Raw genomic sequence first — 14,887 nt, 5'->3', positions numbered from 1 at the left:
AAGAGAATAACACTTTCATTTTGGCCCTGCAAGCAAGTAAACTTTAACATTAGTTATACGGATAGTACAGCCAATTAATGCACTACCTTTGGAAACATACTGCCCCCTTCTTAAACTAATGGATTAATTCTGTTCATCGGCTTTTCGGTCTATTTGTGTGCTACATGTGTGCTACTTGTGTGCTACGCTTCAAAATTCTGCACTTTTTTCAAAAATTCTTAAAAACGCTGACATAAAGAAAACCCTTGAAAATACTGGACTTTCAAGGGTTCTTCTAAATCTCTTATTCTGTTTAAAACTATCGTTTGCTGAACTGAGGTGCGCGACGTGCGGCTTTGAGACCGTATTTCTTACGTTCTTTCATACGTGGATCACGAGTTAAGTAACCTGCTTTTTTGAGAACCGGTCTATAATCGTTATCTGCTTTCAGTAATGCTCTGGCGATACCATGTCTGATCGCACCGGCCTGTCCTGTAAATCCGCCGCCATGAACGTTAACGATAACATCGAATTTATCTACTGTATTTGTAGCAACCAATGGCTGTCTTACGATAACTTTTAAGGTTTCAAGCCCTAAATAGTTGTCGATATCTCTTTTATTAATGGTGATATTGCCTGTTCCAGGTACGAGATATACTCTGGCGATACTTTTCTTTCTTCTTCCTGTTCCGTAATATTTTACACTAGACAATGTTCTTCTCTCCTTCCGATATTATTAGTATTTAATTTCCAATACTTCTGGTTTCTGAGCAGCATGATTATGTTCCGGGCCTGCATACACATGAAGTTTTTTAATCATCTGTCTTCCGAGCGGTCCCTTTGGAAGCATGCCTTTCACTGCAAAATTAATAACATCTTCTGGTTTTTTTGCTAATAACTCTTTCAGAGTTGTCTCTTTCATACCACCAACATAATCCGAATGTCTGTAGTAGATCTTCTGGTCTAATTTCTTGCCTGTAACTTTGATTTTATCAGCATTTACAACAATAACATAATCACCTGTATCCATACTTGGTGTATATGTTGGTTTATTTTTTCCTCTTAAAACACTGGCAACCTGGGAAGCTAAACGACCTAATGTCTGGCCTTCTGCATCAACTACATACCATTTTCTTTCGATTGTTGCTGGACTAGCCATGTAACTTTTCATGGTTTGGACCTCCTTAATGTACTAAAAACAATGTATTCTTTAATAAATGCTACTTACCGGGGCTATGGATTTCGCATTTTTAGACATATCGTCACAATTAAATATTATATGGCAAAGAAAAAGTGCTGTCAAGCATTTTTATTCTAAATATTCAATATTTACCAGGGTTAATCCCTGGGGCGGAGCCGTCGGCCCGACAACATAGCGTTCGCCGGTTTCCAGGCTCCTTCGAATATCCGCCGCCGTTTTTTTATGAAATCCGACCTTTAATAATCCGCCGACAATAATCCGAACCATGTTATAAAGGAAACCGTCTCCGGTGACCCGCAGATATATCATGTCATCTTCTTTTGTCAAAGTCAGATGGGTGATCGTCCTCACCGTATTTTCTGCCTTCGTTTTAACCGAACAGAAATTATGGAAATCATGAGTTCCGATCAGTTCCACCGCCGCCTCACGCATGGCTTCCATATCCAGCTTCTGCGGAACAAAATAACTGGTCAGCCGCTCATTCGGCAGCGGAACACGCCGATTTAAGATCCGATATTCATAGGTCTTTAATGTATTCTGATATCTCGGATGAAAATCACGGGGAACTTCCTCCGCCGACTGAATGACAATATCCTTCGGCAGCCGCTGATTCAGAGCAGGAACAAAGCGTTCCGCCGGCCAGGGCTTTTCCGTATCAAATACAGCCACCTGTCCCAGGGCATGGACCCCTGAATCGGTCCGGCTGGCCCCTGTCAGCATGATTTTTTCTCCGGTCAACGCCTCTATGTGCTTTTGGAGTACAGCCTGAATGGATATGCCGTTTGGCTGCACCTGCCAGCCGCAGTAATTTGTGCCGTCATAGGCCACCACCAATTTAATACGTCTTACAGCCATACCTTCACCGCCGCCCATATCAGAATATAGATTAAAATAATACCGTAAGCCGCATAATCCCTGCGGGCATAAACGAGAGGTTTCATTTTAGTCCGGCCCACACCGCCGTGATAACAGCGGGCCTCCATCGCCATAGCCAGATCGTTTGCCCTGCGGATCGCCGAAATAAATAAAGGTACCAAAATCGGTATAAGGCTCTTCATTCGCTGGATCAGATTGCCACTCTCAAAATCAGCGCAGCGCGCCTGTTGAGCTTTCATGATTTTATCCGTCTCTTCCATTAAGATCGGTATAAATCTGAGGGCGATCGACATAGTCATCGCCAGCTCATGCACCGGAAAATGGATTTTTTTAAGCGGCCCCAACGCTTTTTCCAGTCCATCCGTCAAATGATTCGGCGTGGTAGTCAGCGTCATGATCGTGGAGCCCACGATCAGATAAACAAGTCGAACCGCCGTCTTTCCGGCAAGCACAAGTCCCTCTTCGGTGACCTTTAAAAAACCAAAATGTATGAGCTCTCTACCCGGCGTCAGAAATACATTTAAAAGAACGGTAAAAAGCATCAATATGAAAATCGCCTTCAGTCCCTTTAACATGTATTTCAGCGGAACTTTTGAAAGCCGAATGACGGCAGCCAGCGCAGCTGTCGCCAAAAGCAGGCCAACAATATCATTTACAAAAAAAACACTCACAACAAAAACAATGGTTCCCAATAGTTTTACTCTGGGGTCCAGCCTGTGGATGACAGAGTTGGCCGGATAATATTGTCCAATCGTAATATCTCTAATCATTTATCTGCCTCCAGGCAGCGCAGCAGCGCCTGCTTTGCTTCTTCTATCGTAGTCACATCTTCCGGCAGTTCCGGGAATATCCCGCGAAGCCGCCGCATCAGATAAGTTACCTGAGGTGCGGCAAGTCCCACGCTTTCCAACAATTCCGAGTTTTTAAAAATCTCTTTCGGCGCACCGTCCATAAAAATCTCTCCGCGGTTCATCACAATGATTCGATCCACATATTTCGCCACATCTTCCATACTGTGGGAAACGAGAATGACCGTGATACCTGTCTGTTTATGCAGATCAGAAATCTGGTCCAAAATATCATTTCGACCCTTCGGGTCCAGGCCGGCTGTCGGCTCATCCAGGATGAGCACATCCGGATGCATCGCAAGCACTCCGGCAATGGCTACCCGCCGTTTCTGACCGCCGGAAAGCTCAAAAGGAGACTTCTCATAATCCTTTTCCGGCATTTCTACCATGGAGAGGGCCTCCCGCGCCCGCTCCTCCGCCGCCGCATCATCCAAGCCAAGATTTTTCGGACCGTAACACACGTCCTTCAACACCGTCATTTCAAAAAGCTGATGTTCCGGATATTGAAAGACAAGTCCCACATGGCTTCGGAGCTCTGTCATCCGATACTTTTCATCATATATATTCTGCTCATTGTAATAAATACAGCCGTCCGTTGCCTTTAAAATCCCGTTTAAATGCTGAATAAGCGTTGATTTTCCCGAGCCGGTATGTCCGATAAGTCCAATGAACTCACCGTCCCTGATTTCGAGATTTATGTCCCTGAGAGCCTGTTTTCGGAAAGCGTTATCCGGGCTGTATATATAGTTTACATGCTCTAATCGAATTCCCATATCCGTCACCTGCTTTTTAATCTTTCCAGAGATTTGGCCAATTCTTCAATTGTCAGAACGCCCTCCGGAACATCGATCCCGGACTGCCTCAGCTCATAAGCCAGCTCCGTTACCTGAGGAACATCCAGACGCAGTTGCTTTAAATGATCCACCTGGGAAAACACCTGCCGCGGTGTCCCTGAAAGTACGATTTTTCCATCATCCATCACATATACTTTGTCCGCATGAACGACCTCATCCATATAATGCGTGATCAGAATGACCGTTACCTTCTTTTCCCGATTCAATTCATGCACAGTCTCAATAACCTCTTTACGGCCATTCGGGTCCAGCATGGCCGTTGGTTCATCCAGGACAATGCACTCCGGCTCCATTGCCATCACCCCGGCAATGGCTACCCGCTGTTTCTGGCCGCCCGAAAGACGATTCGGCGAATGATGGCTGTATTCTATCATTCCAACGGATTTCAGGCTCTGATTCACCCGTTTCCAAATATCCTCTGTAGGCACACCGAGATTTTCCGGCCCAAATCCCACGTCTTCCTCAACAAGACTGGCGATGATCTGATTATCCGGATTCTGAAATACCATTCCTGCCGTCTGACGCACTTTCCAGACATTCTCCGGCTGGCTCGTATCCATATCCTTCACCCATAACGTGCCTCCCGTGGGAACAAGCAATGCGTTTATCTGTTTAGCCAGGGTGGATTTTCCCGAACCGTTATGCCCCAAAATAGCGATAAACTGTCCGGCTTCCACATCCAGATCCACGCCGGATACGGCGTGAATGACATCTTCAATTTCATCGTGTTCATCTTTACTCACGTAATCATAAAACAATTTCGCAGCTTTTATAATTCCCATTGTGCTTCCTTCCCGAGCTTTGAAAAACTCGCACAGATTTTAAAAAACACAGGTGGGTCGCACCTGTGTTTTTAATTGCTATTCAGCTACTTCTTATACTAATTCGATAAGTACTTCCATTGCTGCGTCACCTTTACGCTGTCCAATTTTTACAATACGTGTATAACCACCATTACGGTCAGCATACTTTGGTGCGATTTCTGTAAACAGCTTGTCTGTTAAATCTACTTTTTTTGTAGCCGCTTTCTTGCCGGCAGCTTCTTCCGGAACAGCAGTCACCGGATAAAGCACCTTTAACATCTGTCTTCTTGCATGTAAGCGAGACGGGTTGTCCTTTTTAATTGTTTTTTCAACTGTATCAAAAACAACTTTCCCATTCTCTTTTACTCTCTTGCCGTCTTTATCTTTACGAGCAACTTTAGCCTGTACAGTCACTGTTTCGAAATTATCTTTTTCTTTAACAGCAAGAGCGATCAGACCTTCGGTAATTCTGCGGATCTCTTTAGCCTTAGCTTCAGTTGTACGAATTTTGCCATTGTCAAGCAAAGCTGTAACCTGATTTCTAAGTAAAGCTTTTCTCTGATTGGAAGTTCTTCCAAGTTTTCTATAGCCTGCCATGATTTAGCCTCCTCCTACTCTACTTCAATATGGCGATTATTCATCGCTCGGATTTAACTGAAGGCCCAGTTCTTTCAATTTGGCAAGAACTTCTTCCAAAGATTTACGTCCAAGATTACGAACCTTCATCATATCCTCTGCTGTTCTGTTCGTCAGCTCTTCAACTGTGTTGATTCCTGCTCTCTTCAGGCAGTTATAAGAACGAACAGACAACTCTAATTCATCAATATTCATTTCAAGAACTTTTTCTTTTTCATTATCTTCTTTTTCTACCATAACCTCGGCAGTCTTGGCATTTTCAGAAAGATCAATGAAAAGATTCAAATGTTCGCTTAAAACTTTTGCCGCCAGACTCACAGCCTCATCCGGTCCCAATGTACCATTTGTGTATACATCAAGTGTAAGTTTATCAAAATCCGTAATCTGTCCGACACGGGTGTTTTCCACATTCATATTTACTCTCTCCACAGGAGTGTAGATAGAGTCCACCGGAATCACACCGATCGGCAGATCTTCGTTTTTATTTTTATCGGAACTTACGTAACCGCGGCCTTTTGTAATGGTTAATTCCATATACAGTTTGCAGTCTGTACCGCCGCTTAAGGTGGCGATGACCTGGTCTTTATTCAAGATTTCGATATCGGAATCCACCTGAATATCTGCTGCCGTTACAACACCTTCGCCTTCATACTCAATATAGGCAGTTTTAGGCTCAGATGATGTGCTTGTATTCTTAATTGCCAGACTCTTGATGTTCATAATAATTTCAGTAACGTCTTCCTTTACGCCCGGAATCGAACTGAACTCATGAACAACACCGTCAATCTTCACCTGGCTCACTGCGGAGCCCGGCAGGGACGAAAGCATAATTCTTCTCAGTGAATTACCAAGCGTAATGCCGTAGCCTCTTTCAAGAGGTTCTACGACAAAACGTCCGTATTTATTATCTTCTGAAATCTCTGCAATCTCAATTTTCGGTTTTTCAAAATCAAACACTATTATTAGCCCTCCTTTAATGGGTTAGGTTTCTTTGAGGGTAACACTCTAGCTTAACAAGCTATTATTTAGAATACAATTCGACGATAAGCATTTCATTTACCGGAACATCAATCTGCTCTCTGGTAGGAAGCGCTTTAACAGTACCGGAAAGATTTTCCTGGTCAGCTTCAAGCCATTCAGGAACAAGTCTTGCGCCTGTGACTTCCAGGATATCTTTATATCTCTGAGAACCTTTGGATTTCTCACGAATTTCTACGGTATCTCCGGCTTTAACCTGGTAGGACGGAATATTTACACGTTTTCCGTTAACCAAAACATGTTTATGTCCGACAATCTGTCTGGCCTCTTTACGTGTTCTTGCGAAACCAAGACGGAAAATCACGTTATCTAATCTGCTTTCAAGTAAAATCATCAGGTTTTCACCGGATGTACCTTTCATCTTGCTCGCTTTTGCGAAATAATTTCTGAAAGGTTTTTCAAGAACGCCATAGATGAATTTCGCTTTCTGTTTTTCAGTAAGCTGCTGTCCATACTCGCTCTTTTTTCTATTTCCTCTAATAGACTGTCTATTAGATTTTTTATCAACACCCAGATAAATTGGGTCGAGACCAAGACTTCTACATCTCTTCAATACTGGAACCATATCTCTAGCCATATCTAATTTAACCTCCTATTAGACTCTTCTTCTTTTTGGTGGACGACATCCGTTGTGCGGAACCGGTGTTACGTCTCTGATGCTGGTGACTTCGATACCGCAAGCCTGCAGTGCACGGATTGCAGCTTCACGTCCCGAGCCAGGACCTTTTACCATAACTTCAACAGATTTTAAACCATAAACAGCTGCAGCTTTTGCTGCTGTTTCCGCTGCCATCTGAGCAGCATACGGTGTGGACTTTCTGGAGCCTCTGAATCCAAGACCGCCAGCACTTGCCCATGAAAGAGCATTCCCTTCGGAATCTGTTAATGTAACAATTGTATTATTAAAAGATGACTGAATATGTGCCTGTCCACGCTCAACGTTCTTTTTAACACGTCTTTTAGTCACTTTTTTTGTAACTTTTTTAGCCATTGAACCAAACCTCCTATTAGGTTACTTATTTCTTCTTATTTGCTACTGTTCTCTTAGGACCTTTACGAGTTCTTGCATTTGTCTTAGTCTTCTGACCGCGAACCGGAAGACCTTTTCTGTGACGAATACCTCTATAACATCCGATTTCCTGTAATCTCTTAATATTCATAGCGATTTCACGACGTAAATCACCTTCAACTGTCTGAGTTTCATTAACAACAGCATTGATTCTGGCTACTTCCTCGTCTGTTAAATCTCTTACACGTGTATCTGGATTAACATTAGCTTCTTTAAGGATACGATTTGAACTTACTCTACCGATTCCGTAGACGTAAGTAAGGCCGATTTCGACACGTTTCTCTCTTGGTAAATCTACACCACTGATACGAGCCATGTAATTACACCTCCACTGGTTCTTTCTTATTTCATATTCAATATTTACAGATGCCCTGTCTCCTTGACTAAAAGACATGACAATAGGCAGGCTCAGGCCCTGCTCTTAAAAATTTCTATTTATTTAATAGCGATTACAACACATCCTGGTGTTTCATCGCTGCAGCCGCATACTTTCTTTCTGACCTTCTGCCAGAAAAATCGTTTTATAACACAAAACACAAGCCTAATTGATCATTAGCCCTGTCTCTGTTTGTGTTTAGGATTTTCACAGATAACACGAATACTGCCTTTTCTTTTAATGACTTTGCATTTTTCGCAGATAGGTTTTACTGATGATCTTACCTTCATTAGAAATCTCTCCTTTCAAAACGTTCACGAACAATTATAGCATCCCACAATATGACAAGTCAAGAATTTTTTACTTGTCTCTCCAAATTATTCTTCCTTTTGTCAAATCGTACGGAGATAATTCGATGGTTACTTTATCACCTGGTAAAATTCGAATAAAATTCATGCGAAGCTTTCCACTAATGTGAGCCAATACCCGATGGCCATTTTCCAATTCCACCTGAAACATCGCGTTTGGCAGCTTCTCTACAACAGTTCCTTCGACTTCAATAACATCTGCTTTTGACATATTAGCCTCCTATTACCTTACATTTCGCTTCAAAAAGCTGAATGGCTTTTAAAACATCTCCATTATTTAACGGTTCGCCGCCGTCCAGTCTGGCTTCAATCCCCGGGGCTATGTAGTTCATCCGACGTACATGCCGGACATTCTTTATCTTTGGTTTTTCTACCGTCCTGCGAAGGCCGTCCGCAAGCACCAGGGTTTCACCCCGGACCTCAAGAATGACATACAGCTTTCCCCGGTCATGGCCCGCATCCGACAGGGCCATCTGCCCTGTCCGGAACCGATTCACATCTCTTTTTTTTGCCATTTCAATTACCTCAACAGTGTTAAAATCTCACATCCATCTTTTGTAACTAAAATAGTATTTTCATAATGTGCCGACAATTTTCCGTCAGCGGTCACCACGGTCCAATCATCATCCATCCACTCGACATCATAAACCCCTTCGTTGATCATCGGCTCAATTGCGAGGGTCATACCTGCCTGGAGTTTCAGGCCTCTGCCTTTTGGTTTGAAATTCGGTATCTGTGGGTCTTCATGAAGGTGTGTCCCTATTCCGTGTCCAACCAGATCCCGGACGATGGAATATCCAAAACCTTCTGCATAATCCTGGATTGCCTTGGAAATCTCATAGAGATGATTTCCTTCTTTGGCAAATTTTATACCTTCAAAGAAACTTTGTTTTGTTACATCGATAAGTCTCTGCGCTTCTTCCGAAATTTCTCCAACGCCCCATGTCCGGGCCGCATCGGAATGATATCCCTTGTAGATCAATCCACAGTCCAGGCTGATGATATCACCCTCCTGAAGAATCCGCTTTTTGGAAGGGATCCCATGAACGACTTCATCGTTGACCGATGTGCATATTGATGCCGGATAACCATTGTAATTCAGAAAGTTTGGAACGCAGCCAAAATCCCGAATGATCGTTTCTCCAATATGATCAATATCCCATGTGGACATTCCCGGTTTGATTTCTTTATGAAGCTCTTCATGCATGATCGCCAAAAGCCGTCCCGCTTCCCGCATCAATTCAATTTCATGTTCTGACTTAATTGTAACTGCCATATTTATACTCCCAAAATTTTACGAATATCACTGAATACTTCATCCATTGTCTGAGTACCGTCGATCGTATGTACAATACCCTGCTTTTCATAGTAGTCAATCAATGGCTTTGTCTGCTCGTGATAAACGTTCAGACGATTCTTTACCGTTTCCGGTTTGTCATCATCTCTGAGGATGAGCGCTTCGCCGCATACGTCACAAACATCGGTAACTTTTGGCGGGTTAAACTCTACATGATATGTAGCTCCACATCCAACACATGCTCTGCGGCCGGCCATCCTATGAATTATATTTTCATCTGGAACATCGATATTTAACGCATATTCCATCTTTTGTTCGATAGCATTCAGGGCATTTGTCAAAGCTTCAGCCTGAGGAATTGTTCTCGGGAAGCCATCCAAAATAAACCCTTCGGTACAGTCATCTTGTTGAATTCGATCAACAACGAGATCGCAGACTAATTCATCAGGAACAAGTTCTCCAGCATCCATATATGTCTTTGCCTTCTTTCCAAGTTCTGTTCCCTGTTTGATATTAGCTCTGAAAATATCTCCAGTTGATATATGTGGAACCTTGCACAAATCGGCAATTCTTTTTGCCTGAGTACCTTTTCCGGCACCAGGTGCACCTAACATAATTATTTTCATAATTTGCCTCCAAACATATGTCCAACAACTTCTGATGATTCATAATATATTTATCCGTGGATAAGCCGGATGCTTTCATTCACTGAAATATCCTGAAAATTTCCGGCTCTCATCCACGAAGATCAGACCTGTTAGTCATTTAAAAAACCCTTATAATGCCTTACAAGCATTAAGGACTCAATCTGTTTTAATGTTTCCAGTACAACACCCACGACAATGATCAGGGATGTTCCGCCAAATGATACATTAACGCCAAAGATTCCCGAAGCCAAAATCGGGATAATGGCAACTACGATCAAACCTACCGCACCAATAAAAATCACATTATTTAAAATCTTGTTTAAATATTCTGAGGTAGGTTTTCCGGGCCGGATACCCGGAATAAAGCCGCCCTGCTTCTTCATATTATCCGCAACTTCCAATGGATTGAAAGTAATGGATGTGTAGAAATAAGCAAAAAATACGACTAAGAAAATATAAATCAGTAATCCGATGGAATATACCGGCTGAGACGGCTTACACCAGTTAGAACTGCTCAATGTTGCCAGAATATGTCCCGGAATACCTCCCGGTGTCTTGCCAAGGAAACCGACAATGATTCCCGGCAGAGACATAATTGAAGATGCAAAAATGATCGGCATAACACCGGCGGTGTTTACCTTCAGCGGAATACTGGATGTGCTTCCGCCAACCAACTTGCGTCCAACAACTTTTTTTGAATACTGCACAGGGATACGGCGTTCGCCGTCCTGCAGATAGATAATGAATACAACAATAAACAGGATGATCGCGAGAATGATGATCGCTGCAATACCTGCCTTGACAATATTATTTCCGTTGATGAATTTATCATATAAAAGTCTGAAATCATTCGGAATAGTGGAAATAATATTGATCAAAAGGATAATAGAAATACCATTACCCACACCCTTATCGGTGATCTGCTCACCCATCCACATCAGGATAGCGGAACCGGCTGTCAACGCTGCAACAACCATAATAACATCCAATGCATTATTGTGCATCAGATTGCCGCCCCGATAAAGATTAATACCCATTGCGAGACCTTCAATGACAGCCAGAGCAATGGTTACATATCTTGTGTATTCACGGATCTTTTTTCTTCCATCTTCGCCTTCCTTTTGCATTTCCTCCAGCTTCGGAATAGCGATCGTCATTAACTGCATAATGATGGAAGATGTAATATACGGTGTAATACTCAGTGCAAATACGGAAAACTGAGTAAATGAACCGCCGGTCATCTGATCAAAGAAGTTAAATGCTCCCCCGGTCTGAGCCGCAAACCAGGCACTGAATACATCCCGGCTGACGCCTGGGATTGGAAGCTGTGCTCCCAATCTCACGACAACCAGTATGAATAATGTAAAAAGAATTCTTTCTTTAATCTCTTTGACCTTAAATGCGTTCTTTAAGGTTGTAAGCATTAGATCACCTCTACTGTTCCACCTAAAGCTTTAATTTTTTCCTCAGCACCTGCGCTGCAAGCATTAACTTTTACTGTTAATTTCTTTGTAAGTTCGCCGTTGCCAAGAATCTTTACGCCATCCTTAGGATTTTTGATGATACCTGTTTCAACTAATGTTTCTACAGTAACCTCTGCGTCGTTATCGAAACGATTTAATACATCAACGTTAATGGCTACGATTTCTAAGGAATTTCTATTTGTGAAACCTCTCTTAGGTAATCTTCTGTATAATGGCATCTGGCCACCTTCAAAGCCCGGTCTTGGCGCTCCGGAACGAGCCTTCTGACCTTTATGGCCTTTACCAGCCGTCTTACCGTTTCCTGAACCATGTCCACGGCCTCTTCTGAAGTTATCGCTGTGTTTTGAACCTTCTGCAGGTCTTAATTCTGATAAATTCATACGTGCACCTCCTCACTGTCTATTAGATTTCTTCTACTTTCACTAAGTGTTTTACCTGCTTTACCATGCCTCGGGTACATGCGTTGTCCGGAAGCTCAACACTTTTGTTGAGTTTCTTTAAACCTAAAGCTTCAACAGTTTTTCTATGTTTAGGAATTGCACCAATTGTAGATTTAACTAAAGTAATCTTTAATTTATCTGCCATTTTATACTCCTCCTCCTATGCCAAGACTTCTTCAACAGATTTTCCACGTTTCTTAGCAACTTCTTCTGGAGTCGTTAAGGCACCCAATCCTTCGATTGTGGCAAGTACGACGTTCTGTTTATTATTGGAACCCAAAGATTTTGTACGGATATTCTTGTATCCGGCCAACTCAAGTACGGCACGAGCCGGACCGCCGGCGATGATACCGGTACCTTCAGGAGCTCTCTTCAGCAATACGTTTGCGCTGCCGAATTTACCCTGGAAATCATGTGGAATACTCTTGTTTTCATCCAACGGAACTTCAATAAGTTTCTTTATAGCATCTTCTTTTCCCTTGCGGATAGCTTCAGGAATTTCAGTTGCTTTTCCTAAGCCAGCACCAACGTGTCCATTGCCGTCGCCAACAACAACTAAAGCGGCAAAACGCATGTTACGTCCACCTTTAACAACCTTTGTGACACGTTTAATTGATACTACTTTTTCTGTTAACTCTAATTGGCTAGCATCAATAATTGTACGTTTCATCTGTTCTCCTCCCTGCTAGAACTGTAATCCAGCTTCTCTAGCTGCTTCAGCTAAAGCTTTAATTTTACCCTGATAAATAAATCCGCCTCTGTCAAATACGACTTCAGTAATACCTTTATCTAAAGCCTTTTTAGCAATTGCTGTACCTACAGCGCTTGCGGCTGCAACATCATTCGTCTTTTCAAGACCAGCTTTGATTTCTTTTTCAACTGTGGAAGCTGCCACCAGTGTGTTGCCTACAGTATCATCAATAATCTGGGCATAAATGTGGTTGTTGCTTCGGAATACAGCTAAACGAGGACGCTGGGCAGTGCCAGAGAAACGGTTACGCAGTCTTTTATGCTTTTTAACTCGAATTTCTTTTCTTGAATCTTTCTTAACCATCTTACGCTATCCTCCTTAATTATTTCTTACCAGTCTTACCAACTTTACGCCGGATGACTTCATCAGCATACTTGATACCTTTACCTTTGTAAGGTTCCGGTCTTCTCTTGTCTCTGATTTCAGCAGCGTACTGGCCAACTTTTTCTTTATCAATACCAGAAACGATGATCTTATTCTGGCCATCCAATGTGGTCTCAACACCTTCCGGGTCAACCATTTCTACCGGATGGGAGTAGCCCAAAGATAAAACGAGTGTCTTGCCCTGTTTCTGAGCCCTGTAACCAACACCGTTTACTTCAAGTTCTTTCTTATAGCCCTCTGTAACACCAATAACCATGTTATTGATCAATGTACGGGTCAGACCATGTAAAGATTTCATTCTCTTTAATTCATTCGGTCTGGAAACAACGATGGAATCTCCATCTTTTTCGATTTTCATTTCAACAGGTAATTCTCTTTCAAGAGTTCCCTTCGGTCCTTTAACAGTAACCTTGTTGTTCTCTGCGATTTCTACAGTAACGCCTGCAGGAATTGCGATTGGCAATCTACCGATACGTGACATGCCTTTTTCCTCCTAACTTAAATTCTCGGAAGGGGCCGGACCCCTTCTGTTTTCAGCTATACCCCGCTTTTGCGGGGATTTCTGCCTTTGCCCGGACAGGAGCGGGTATGTTCCCTCAACTAAGTGATAGGAACGGGTATAGGGGTATGTTCCCTCAACTAAGTGATAGGAACGGGTATCTTCGCCTCCACTAAACTCAAGCGGCGCTGAGGCTTGCTTTCGTTAAGTGTCGCGAAGGACCTTCGAACTAAGTTCAGACTTCGCTGAGGCTCGTCTTCACTAAGGTCTCATGGTCACCATACAAATGCGATAACTTCGCCGCCTACGTTCATAGCGCGGGCTTCTTTATCTGTGACAACACCTTTGTTTGTGGAAATGATAGCAACGCCGAGTCCGCCAAGTACCTTCGGCAGTTCATCTTTACCGGCATATACGCGAAGACCCGGTTTGGAGATTCTCTTGATTCCGCTGATGGTCTTCTGGTTTTTATCTACACCGTATTTCAGGGTGATTTTAATTGTTTTTGCTATTCCATCTTCAATAATTTCGTAGCTTTTAATATATCCTTCATCTAAAAGAATTTTAGCGATAGATTCCTTCATCTTGGATGCCGGAACATCGACAGTATCATGTTTTGCAGTGTTTGCATTACGAATTCTTGTAAGCATATCTGCAATTGGATCGCTCATTGACATGATAAGTTCCTCCTTTCACTTATTCCTACCAGCTTGATTTTGTAACTCCTGGAATTTCACCTTTATATGCTAATTCACGGAAACAAATTCTGCAAATGCCATATTTTCTTAAATAAGCATGTGGACGTCCGCAGATTCTGCAACGGCTATATTCTCTTGTTGAGAATTTTGCTTTTCTTTTCTGTTTTGCAACCATTGACTTCTTAGCCATGGGAACCCTCCTAACTATTTCTTAAACGGCATACCAAATAAAGTTAATAATTCACGAGCTTCTTCATCAGTGTTCGCTGTTGTAACGAAGATGATGTCCATTCCTCTTACTTTGTCTACTTTATCGTATTCGATTTCTGGGAAAATTAACTGTTCTTTAATACCTAATGCATAGTTACCTCTTCCATCGAAAGAGTTCTGGTTAACTCCTCTGAAGTCACGTACTCGAGGTAATGCTAAGTTAATTAAACGATCAGCGAATTCATACATTCTTTCACCACGTAATGTAACTTTGCATCCGATAGGCATACCTTCTCTTAATTTGAAGTTCGCAACAGATTTCTTTGCTCTTGTTACGACTGCTTTCTGTCCAGCGATCTTTTCAAGATCAGCTACTGCAGATTCTAAAACTTTTTTATTTTCTTTTGCTTCACCAACACCCATGTTGAT

The 14,887-nt window shown here is 42.5% G+C and carries 25 protein-coding genes; all 25 read right to left on the bottom strand.

Annotated features, from left to right (window positions below):
• Window positions 1-298: 298 nt before the first annotated feature.
• The gene (rpsI, locus tag ACMN7X_RS14120) at window positions 299-691 is read right to left on the bottom strand and encodes a 30S ribosomal protein S9 (RefSeq protein WP_412281491.1); all 393 of its coding nucleotides are present in this window, start codon (window positions 689-691) and stop codon (window positions 299-301) included.
• A 24-nt stretch (window positions 692-715) separates the two neighbouring features.
• Window positions 716-1,150 (bottom strand): 50S ribosomal protein L13, encoded by a 435-nt coding sequence (rplM, locus tag ACMN7X_RS14115; RefSeq protein WP_418748090.1) that lies wholly within the window; start codon window positions 1,148-1,150, stop codon window positions 716-718.
• A gap of 138 nt (window positions 1,151-1,288) precedes the next feature.
• On the bottom strand, window positions 1,289-2,035 hold the full coding sequence (truA, locus tag ACMN7X_RS14110) for a tRNA pseudouridine(38-40) synthase TruA (RefSeq protein ID WP_418748089.1): 747 nt from the start codon (window positions 2,033-2,035) through the stop codon (window positions 1,289-1,291).
• Window positions 2,026-2,826: an energy-coupling factor transporter transmembrane component T family protein gene (locus ACMN7X_RS14105; RefSeq protein ID WP_418748088.1), complete on the bottom strand. Its 801-nt coding sequence runs from the start codon at window positions 2,824-2,826 to the stop codon at window positions 2,026-2,028. Before ACMN7X_RS14105 ends, truA begins: the two co-directional genes overlap by 10 nt.
• Complete coding sequence (locus ACMN7X_RS14100; protein ID WP_418748087.1) at window positions 2,823-3,677, bottom strand: energy-coupling factor transporter ATPase; 855 nt, start codon at window positions 3,675-3,677, stop codon at window positions 2,823-2,825. The genes ACMN7X_RS14105 and ACMN7X_RS14100 overlap by 4 nt, the downstream gene beginning before the upstream one ends.
• Before the next feature lie 5 nt (window positions 3,678-3,682).
• Window positions 3,683-4,540, bottom strand: coding sequence for an energy-coupling factor transporter ATPase (locus tag ACMN7X_RS14095; protein ID WP_418748086.1), 858 nt, complete (start codon window positions 4,538-4,540; stop codon window positions 3,683-3,685).
• A 93-nt stretch (window positions 4,541-4,633) separates the two neighbouring features.
• Window positions 4,634-5,158, bottom strand: a complete 525-nt coding sequence (locus ACMN7X_RS14090) for a bL17 family ribosomal protein (RefSeq protein WP_418748085.1) — start codon at window positions 5,156-5,158, stop codon at window positions 4,634-4,636.
• A 36-nt stretch (window positions 5,159-5,194) separates the two neighbouring features.
• The gene (locus ACMN7X_RS14085) at window positions 5,195-6,154 is read right to left on the bottom strand and encodes a DNA-directed RNA polymerase subunit alpha (protein ID WP_418748084.1); all 960 of its coding nucleotides are present in this window, start codon (window positions 6,152-6,154) and stop codon (window positions 5,195-5,197) included.
• A 64-nt stretch (window positions 6,155-6,218) separates the two neighbouring features.
• Window positions 6,219-6,812 carry a 30S ribosomal protein S4 gene (rpsD, locus tag ACMN7X_RS14080; RefSeq protein ID WP_418463172.1) on the bottom strand — a complete coding sequence of 198 codons (594 nt, stop codon included), beginning with the start codon at window positions 6,810-6,812 and terminating at the stop codon, window positions 6,219-6,221.
• An 18-nt stretch (window positions 6,813-6,830) separates the two neighbouring features.
• Window positions 6,831-7,226, bottom strand: coding sequence for a 30S ribosomal protein S11 (gene rpsK / locus ACMN7X_RS14075; protein ID WP_418748083.1), 396 nt, complete (start codon window positions 7,224-7,226; stop codon window positions 6,831-6,833).
• Between the two features lie 25 nt (window positions 7,227-7,251).
• Window positions 7,252-7,620, bottom strand: a complete 369-nt coding sequence (gene rpsM, locus ACMN7X_RS14070) for a 30S ribosomal protein S13 (RefSeq protein WP_132091805.1) — start codon at window positions 7,618-7,620, stop codon at window positions 7,252-7,254.
• A gap of 236 nt (window positions 7,621-7,856) precedes the next feature.
• Window positions 7,857-7,970, bottom strand: coding sequence for a 50S ribosomal protein L36 (gene rpmJ, locus ACMN7X_RS14065; RefSeq protein ID WP_073992704.1), 114 nt, complete (start codon window positions 7,968-7,970; stop codon window positions 7,857-7,859).
• Window positions 7,971-8,040: 70 nt separating this feature from the next.
• Window positions 8,041-8,259: a translation initiation factor IF-1 gene (gene infA / locus ACMN7X_RS14060; protein WP_132091802.1), complete on the bottom strand. Its 219-nt coding sequence runs from the start codon at window positions 8,257-8,259 to the stop codon at window positions 8,041-8,043.
• Between the two features lies 1 nt (window position 8,260).
• Window positions 8,261-8,563, bottom strand: a complete 303-nt coding sequence (locus tag ACMN7X_RS14055) for a hypothetical protein (protein ID WP_418748082.1) — start codon at window positions 8,561-8,563, stop codon at window positions 8,261-8,263.
• A gap of 5 nt (window positions 8,564-8,568) precedes the next feature.
• Window positions 8,569-9,324 carry a type I methionyl aminopeptidase gene (gene map / locus ACMN7X_RS14050; protein WP_418748081.1) on the bottom strand — a complete coding sequence of 252 codons (756 nt, stop codon included), beginning with the start codon at window positions 9,322-9,324 and terminating at the stop codon, window positions 8,569-8,571.
• Between the two features lie 2 nt (window positions 9,325-9,326).
• Window positions 9,327-9,971, bottom strand: a complete 645-nt coding sequence (locus ACMN7X_RS14045; protein WP_418748080.1) for an adenylate kinase — start codon at window positions 9,969-9,971, stop codon at window positions 9,327-9,329.
• 131 nt (window positions 9,972-10,102) lie between these two features.
• Complete coding sequence (gene secY, locus ACMN7X_RS14040; protein WP_418748079.1) at window positions 10,103-11,416, bottom strand: preprotein translocase subunit SecY; 1,314 nt, start codon at window positions 11,414-11,416, stop codon at window positions 10,103-10,105.
• On the bottom strand, window positions 11,416-11,856 hold the full coding sequence (rplO, locus tag ACMN7X_RS14035; protein WP_178040974.1) for a 50S ribosomal protein L15: 441 nt from the start codon (window positions 11,854-11,856) through the stop codon (window positions 11,416-11,418). Before rplO ends, secY begins: the two co-directional genes overlap by 1 nt.
• A 22-nt stretch (window positions 11,857-11,878) precedes the next feature.
• On the bottom strand, window positions 11,879-12,061 hold the full coding sequence (gene rpmD / locus ACMN7X_RS14030; RefSeq protein ID WP_418748078.1) for a 50S ribosomal protein L30: 183 nt from the start codon (window positions 12,059-12,061) through the stop codon (window positions 11,879-11,881).
• Between the two features lie 15 nt (window positions 12,062-12,076).
• Window positions 12,077-12,586: a 30S ribosomal protein S5 gene (gene rpsE, locus ACMN7X_RS14025; protein ID WP_418748077.1), complete on the bottom strand. Its 510-nt coding sequence runs from the start codon at window positions 12,584-12,586 to the stop codon at window positions 12,077-12,079.
• A gap of 15 nt (window positions 12,587-12,601) precedes the next feature.
• Window positions 12,602-12,970 (bottom strand): 50S ribosomal protein L18, encoded by a 369-nt coding sequence (gene rplR / locus ACMN7X_RS14020; RefSeq protein WP_418748076.1) that lies wholly within the window; start codon window positions 12,968-12,970, stop codon window positions 12,602-12,604.
• Between the two features lie 19 nt (window positions 12,971-12,989).
• The gene (gene rplF, locus ACMN7X_RS14015; protein WP_178625951.1) at window positions 12,990-13,532 is read right to left on the bottom strand and encodes a 50S ribosomal protein L6; all 543 of its coding nucleotides are present in this window, start codon (window positions 13,530-13,532) and stop codon (window positions 12,990-12,992) included.
• A gap of 293 nt (window positions 13,533-13,825) precedes the next feature.
• Complete coding sequence (gene rpsH, locus ACMN7X_RS14010) at window positions 13,826-14,227, bottom strand: 30S ribosomal protein S8 (RefSeq protein ID WP_412281474.1); 402 nt, start codon at window positions 14,225-14,227, stop codon at window positions 13,826-13,828.
• A gap of 25 nt (window positions 14,228-14,252) precedes the next feature.
• Window positions 14,253-14,438 carry a type Z 30S ribosomal protein S14 gene (locus ACMN7X_RS14005; protein ID WP_418748075.1) on the bottom strand — a complete coding sequence of 62 codons (186 nt, stop codon included), beginning with the start codon at window positions 14,436-14,438 and terminating at the stop codon, window positions 14,253-14,255.
• A 14-nt stretch (window positions 14,439-14,452) separates the two neighbouring features.
• The coding region (rplE, locus tag ACMN7X_RS14000; protein WP_418748074.1) for a 50S ribosomal protein L5 at window positions 14,453-14,887 on the bottom strand (435 nt) is incomplete at its 5' end.

The organism is Frisingicoccus sp., from assembly GCF_048388605.1.
Taxonomy (GTDB): domain Bacteria; phylum Bacillota; class Clostridia; order Lachnospirales; family Lachnospiraceae; genus Frisingicoccus.
Note: the sequence above shows the minus strand (reverse complement) of the source record. Positions and strands in the feature narration are given on the sequence as shown.

Coding starts and splice junctions, on each gene's coding strand:
- rplM (WP_418748090.1), bottom strand. CDS start 1,150: ATGAAAAGTTACATGGCTAGTCCAGCAACAATCGAAAGAAAATGGTAT.
- secY (WP_418748079.1), bottom strand. CDS start 11,416: ATGCTTACAACCTTAAAGAACGCATTTAAGGTCAAAGAGATTAAAGAA.
- ACMN7X_RS14045 (WP_418748080.1), bottom strand. CDS start 9,971: ATGAAAATAATTATGTTAGGTGCACCTGGTGCCGGAAAAGGTACTCAG.
- ACMN7X_RS14055 (WP_418748082.1), bottom strand. CDS start 8,563: ATGGCAAAAAAAAGAGATGTGAATCGGTTCCGGACAGGGCAGATGGCC.
- rpsD (WP_418463172.1), bottom strand. CDS start 6,812: ATGGCTAGAGATATGGTTCCAGTATTGAAGAGATGTAGAAGTCTTGGT.
- ACMN7X_RS14005 (WP_418748075.1), bottom strand. CDS start 14,438: ATGGCTAAGAAGTCAATGGTTGCAAAACAGAAAAGAAAAGCAAAATTC.
- rpsE (WP_418748077.1), bottom strand. CDS start 12,586: ATGAAACGTACAATTATTGATGCTAGCCAATTAGAGTTAACAGAAAAA.
- ACMN7X_RS14105 (WP_418748088.1), bottom strand. CDS start 2,826: ATGATTAGAGATATTACGATTGGACAATATTATCCGGCCAACTCTGTC.
- rplF (WP_178625951.1), bottom strand. CDS start 13,532: ATGTCACGTATCGGTAGATTGCCAATCGCAATTCCTGCAGGCGTTACT.
- rplR (WP_418748076.1), bottom strand. CDS start 12,970: ATGGTTAAGAAAGATTCAAGAAAAGAAATTCGAGTTAAAAAGCATAAA.
- infA (WP_132091802.1), bottom strand. CDS start 8,259: ATGTCAAAAGCAGATGTTATTGAAGTCGAAGGAACTGTTGTAGAGAAG.
- ACMN7X_RS14090 (WP_418748085.1), bottom strand. CDS start 5,158: ATGGCAGGCTATAGAAAACTTGGAAGAACTTCCAATCAGAGAAAAGCT.
- truA (WP_418748089.1), bottom strand. CDS start 2,035: ATGGCTGTAAGACGTATTAAATTGGTGGTGGCCTATGACGGCACAAAT.
- map (WP_418748081.1), bottom strand. CDS start 9,324: ATGGCAGTTACAATTAAGTCAGAACATGAAATTGAATTGATGCGGGAA.
- ACMN7X_RS14100 (WP_418748087.1), bottom strand. CDS start 3,677: ATGGGAATTCGATTAGAGCATGTAAACTATATATACAGCCCGGATAAC.
- rpsK (WP_418748083.1), bottom strand. CDS start 7,226: ATGGCTAAAAAAGTTACAAAAAAAGTGACTAAAAGACGTGTTAAAAAG.
- ACMN7X_RS14095 (WP_418748086.1), bottom strand. CDS start 4,540: ATGGGAATTATAAAAGCTGCGAAATTGTTTTATGATTACGTGAGTAAA.
- rpsH (WP_412281474.1), bottom strand. CDS start 14,227: ATGTCAATGAGCGATCCAATTGCAGATATGCTTACAAGAATTCGTAAT.
- rpsM (WP_132091805.1), bottom strand. CDS start 7,620: ATGGCTCGTATCAGTGGTGTAGATTTACCAAGAGAGAAACGTGTCGAA.
- rplO (WP_178040974.1), bottom strand. CDS start 11,856: ATGAATTTATCAGAATTAAGACCTGCAGAAGGTTCAAAACACAGCGAT.
- rpmJ (WP_073992704.1), bottom strand. CDS start 7,970: ATGAAGGTAAGATCATCAGTAAAACCTATCTGCGAAAAATGCAAAGTC.
- rpmD (WP_418748078.1), bottom strand. CDS start 12,061: ATGGCAGATAAATTAAAGATTACTTTAGTTAAATCTACAATTGGTGCA.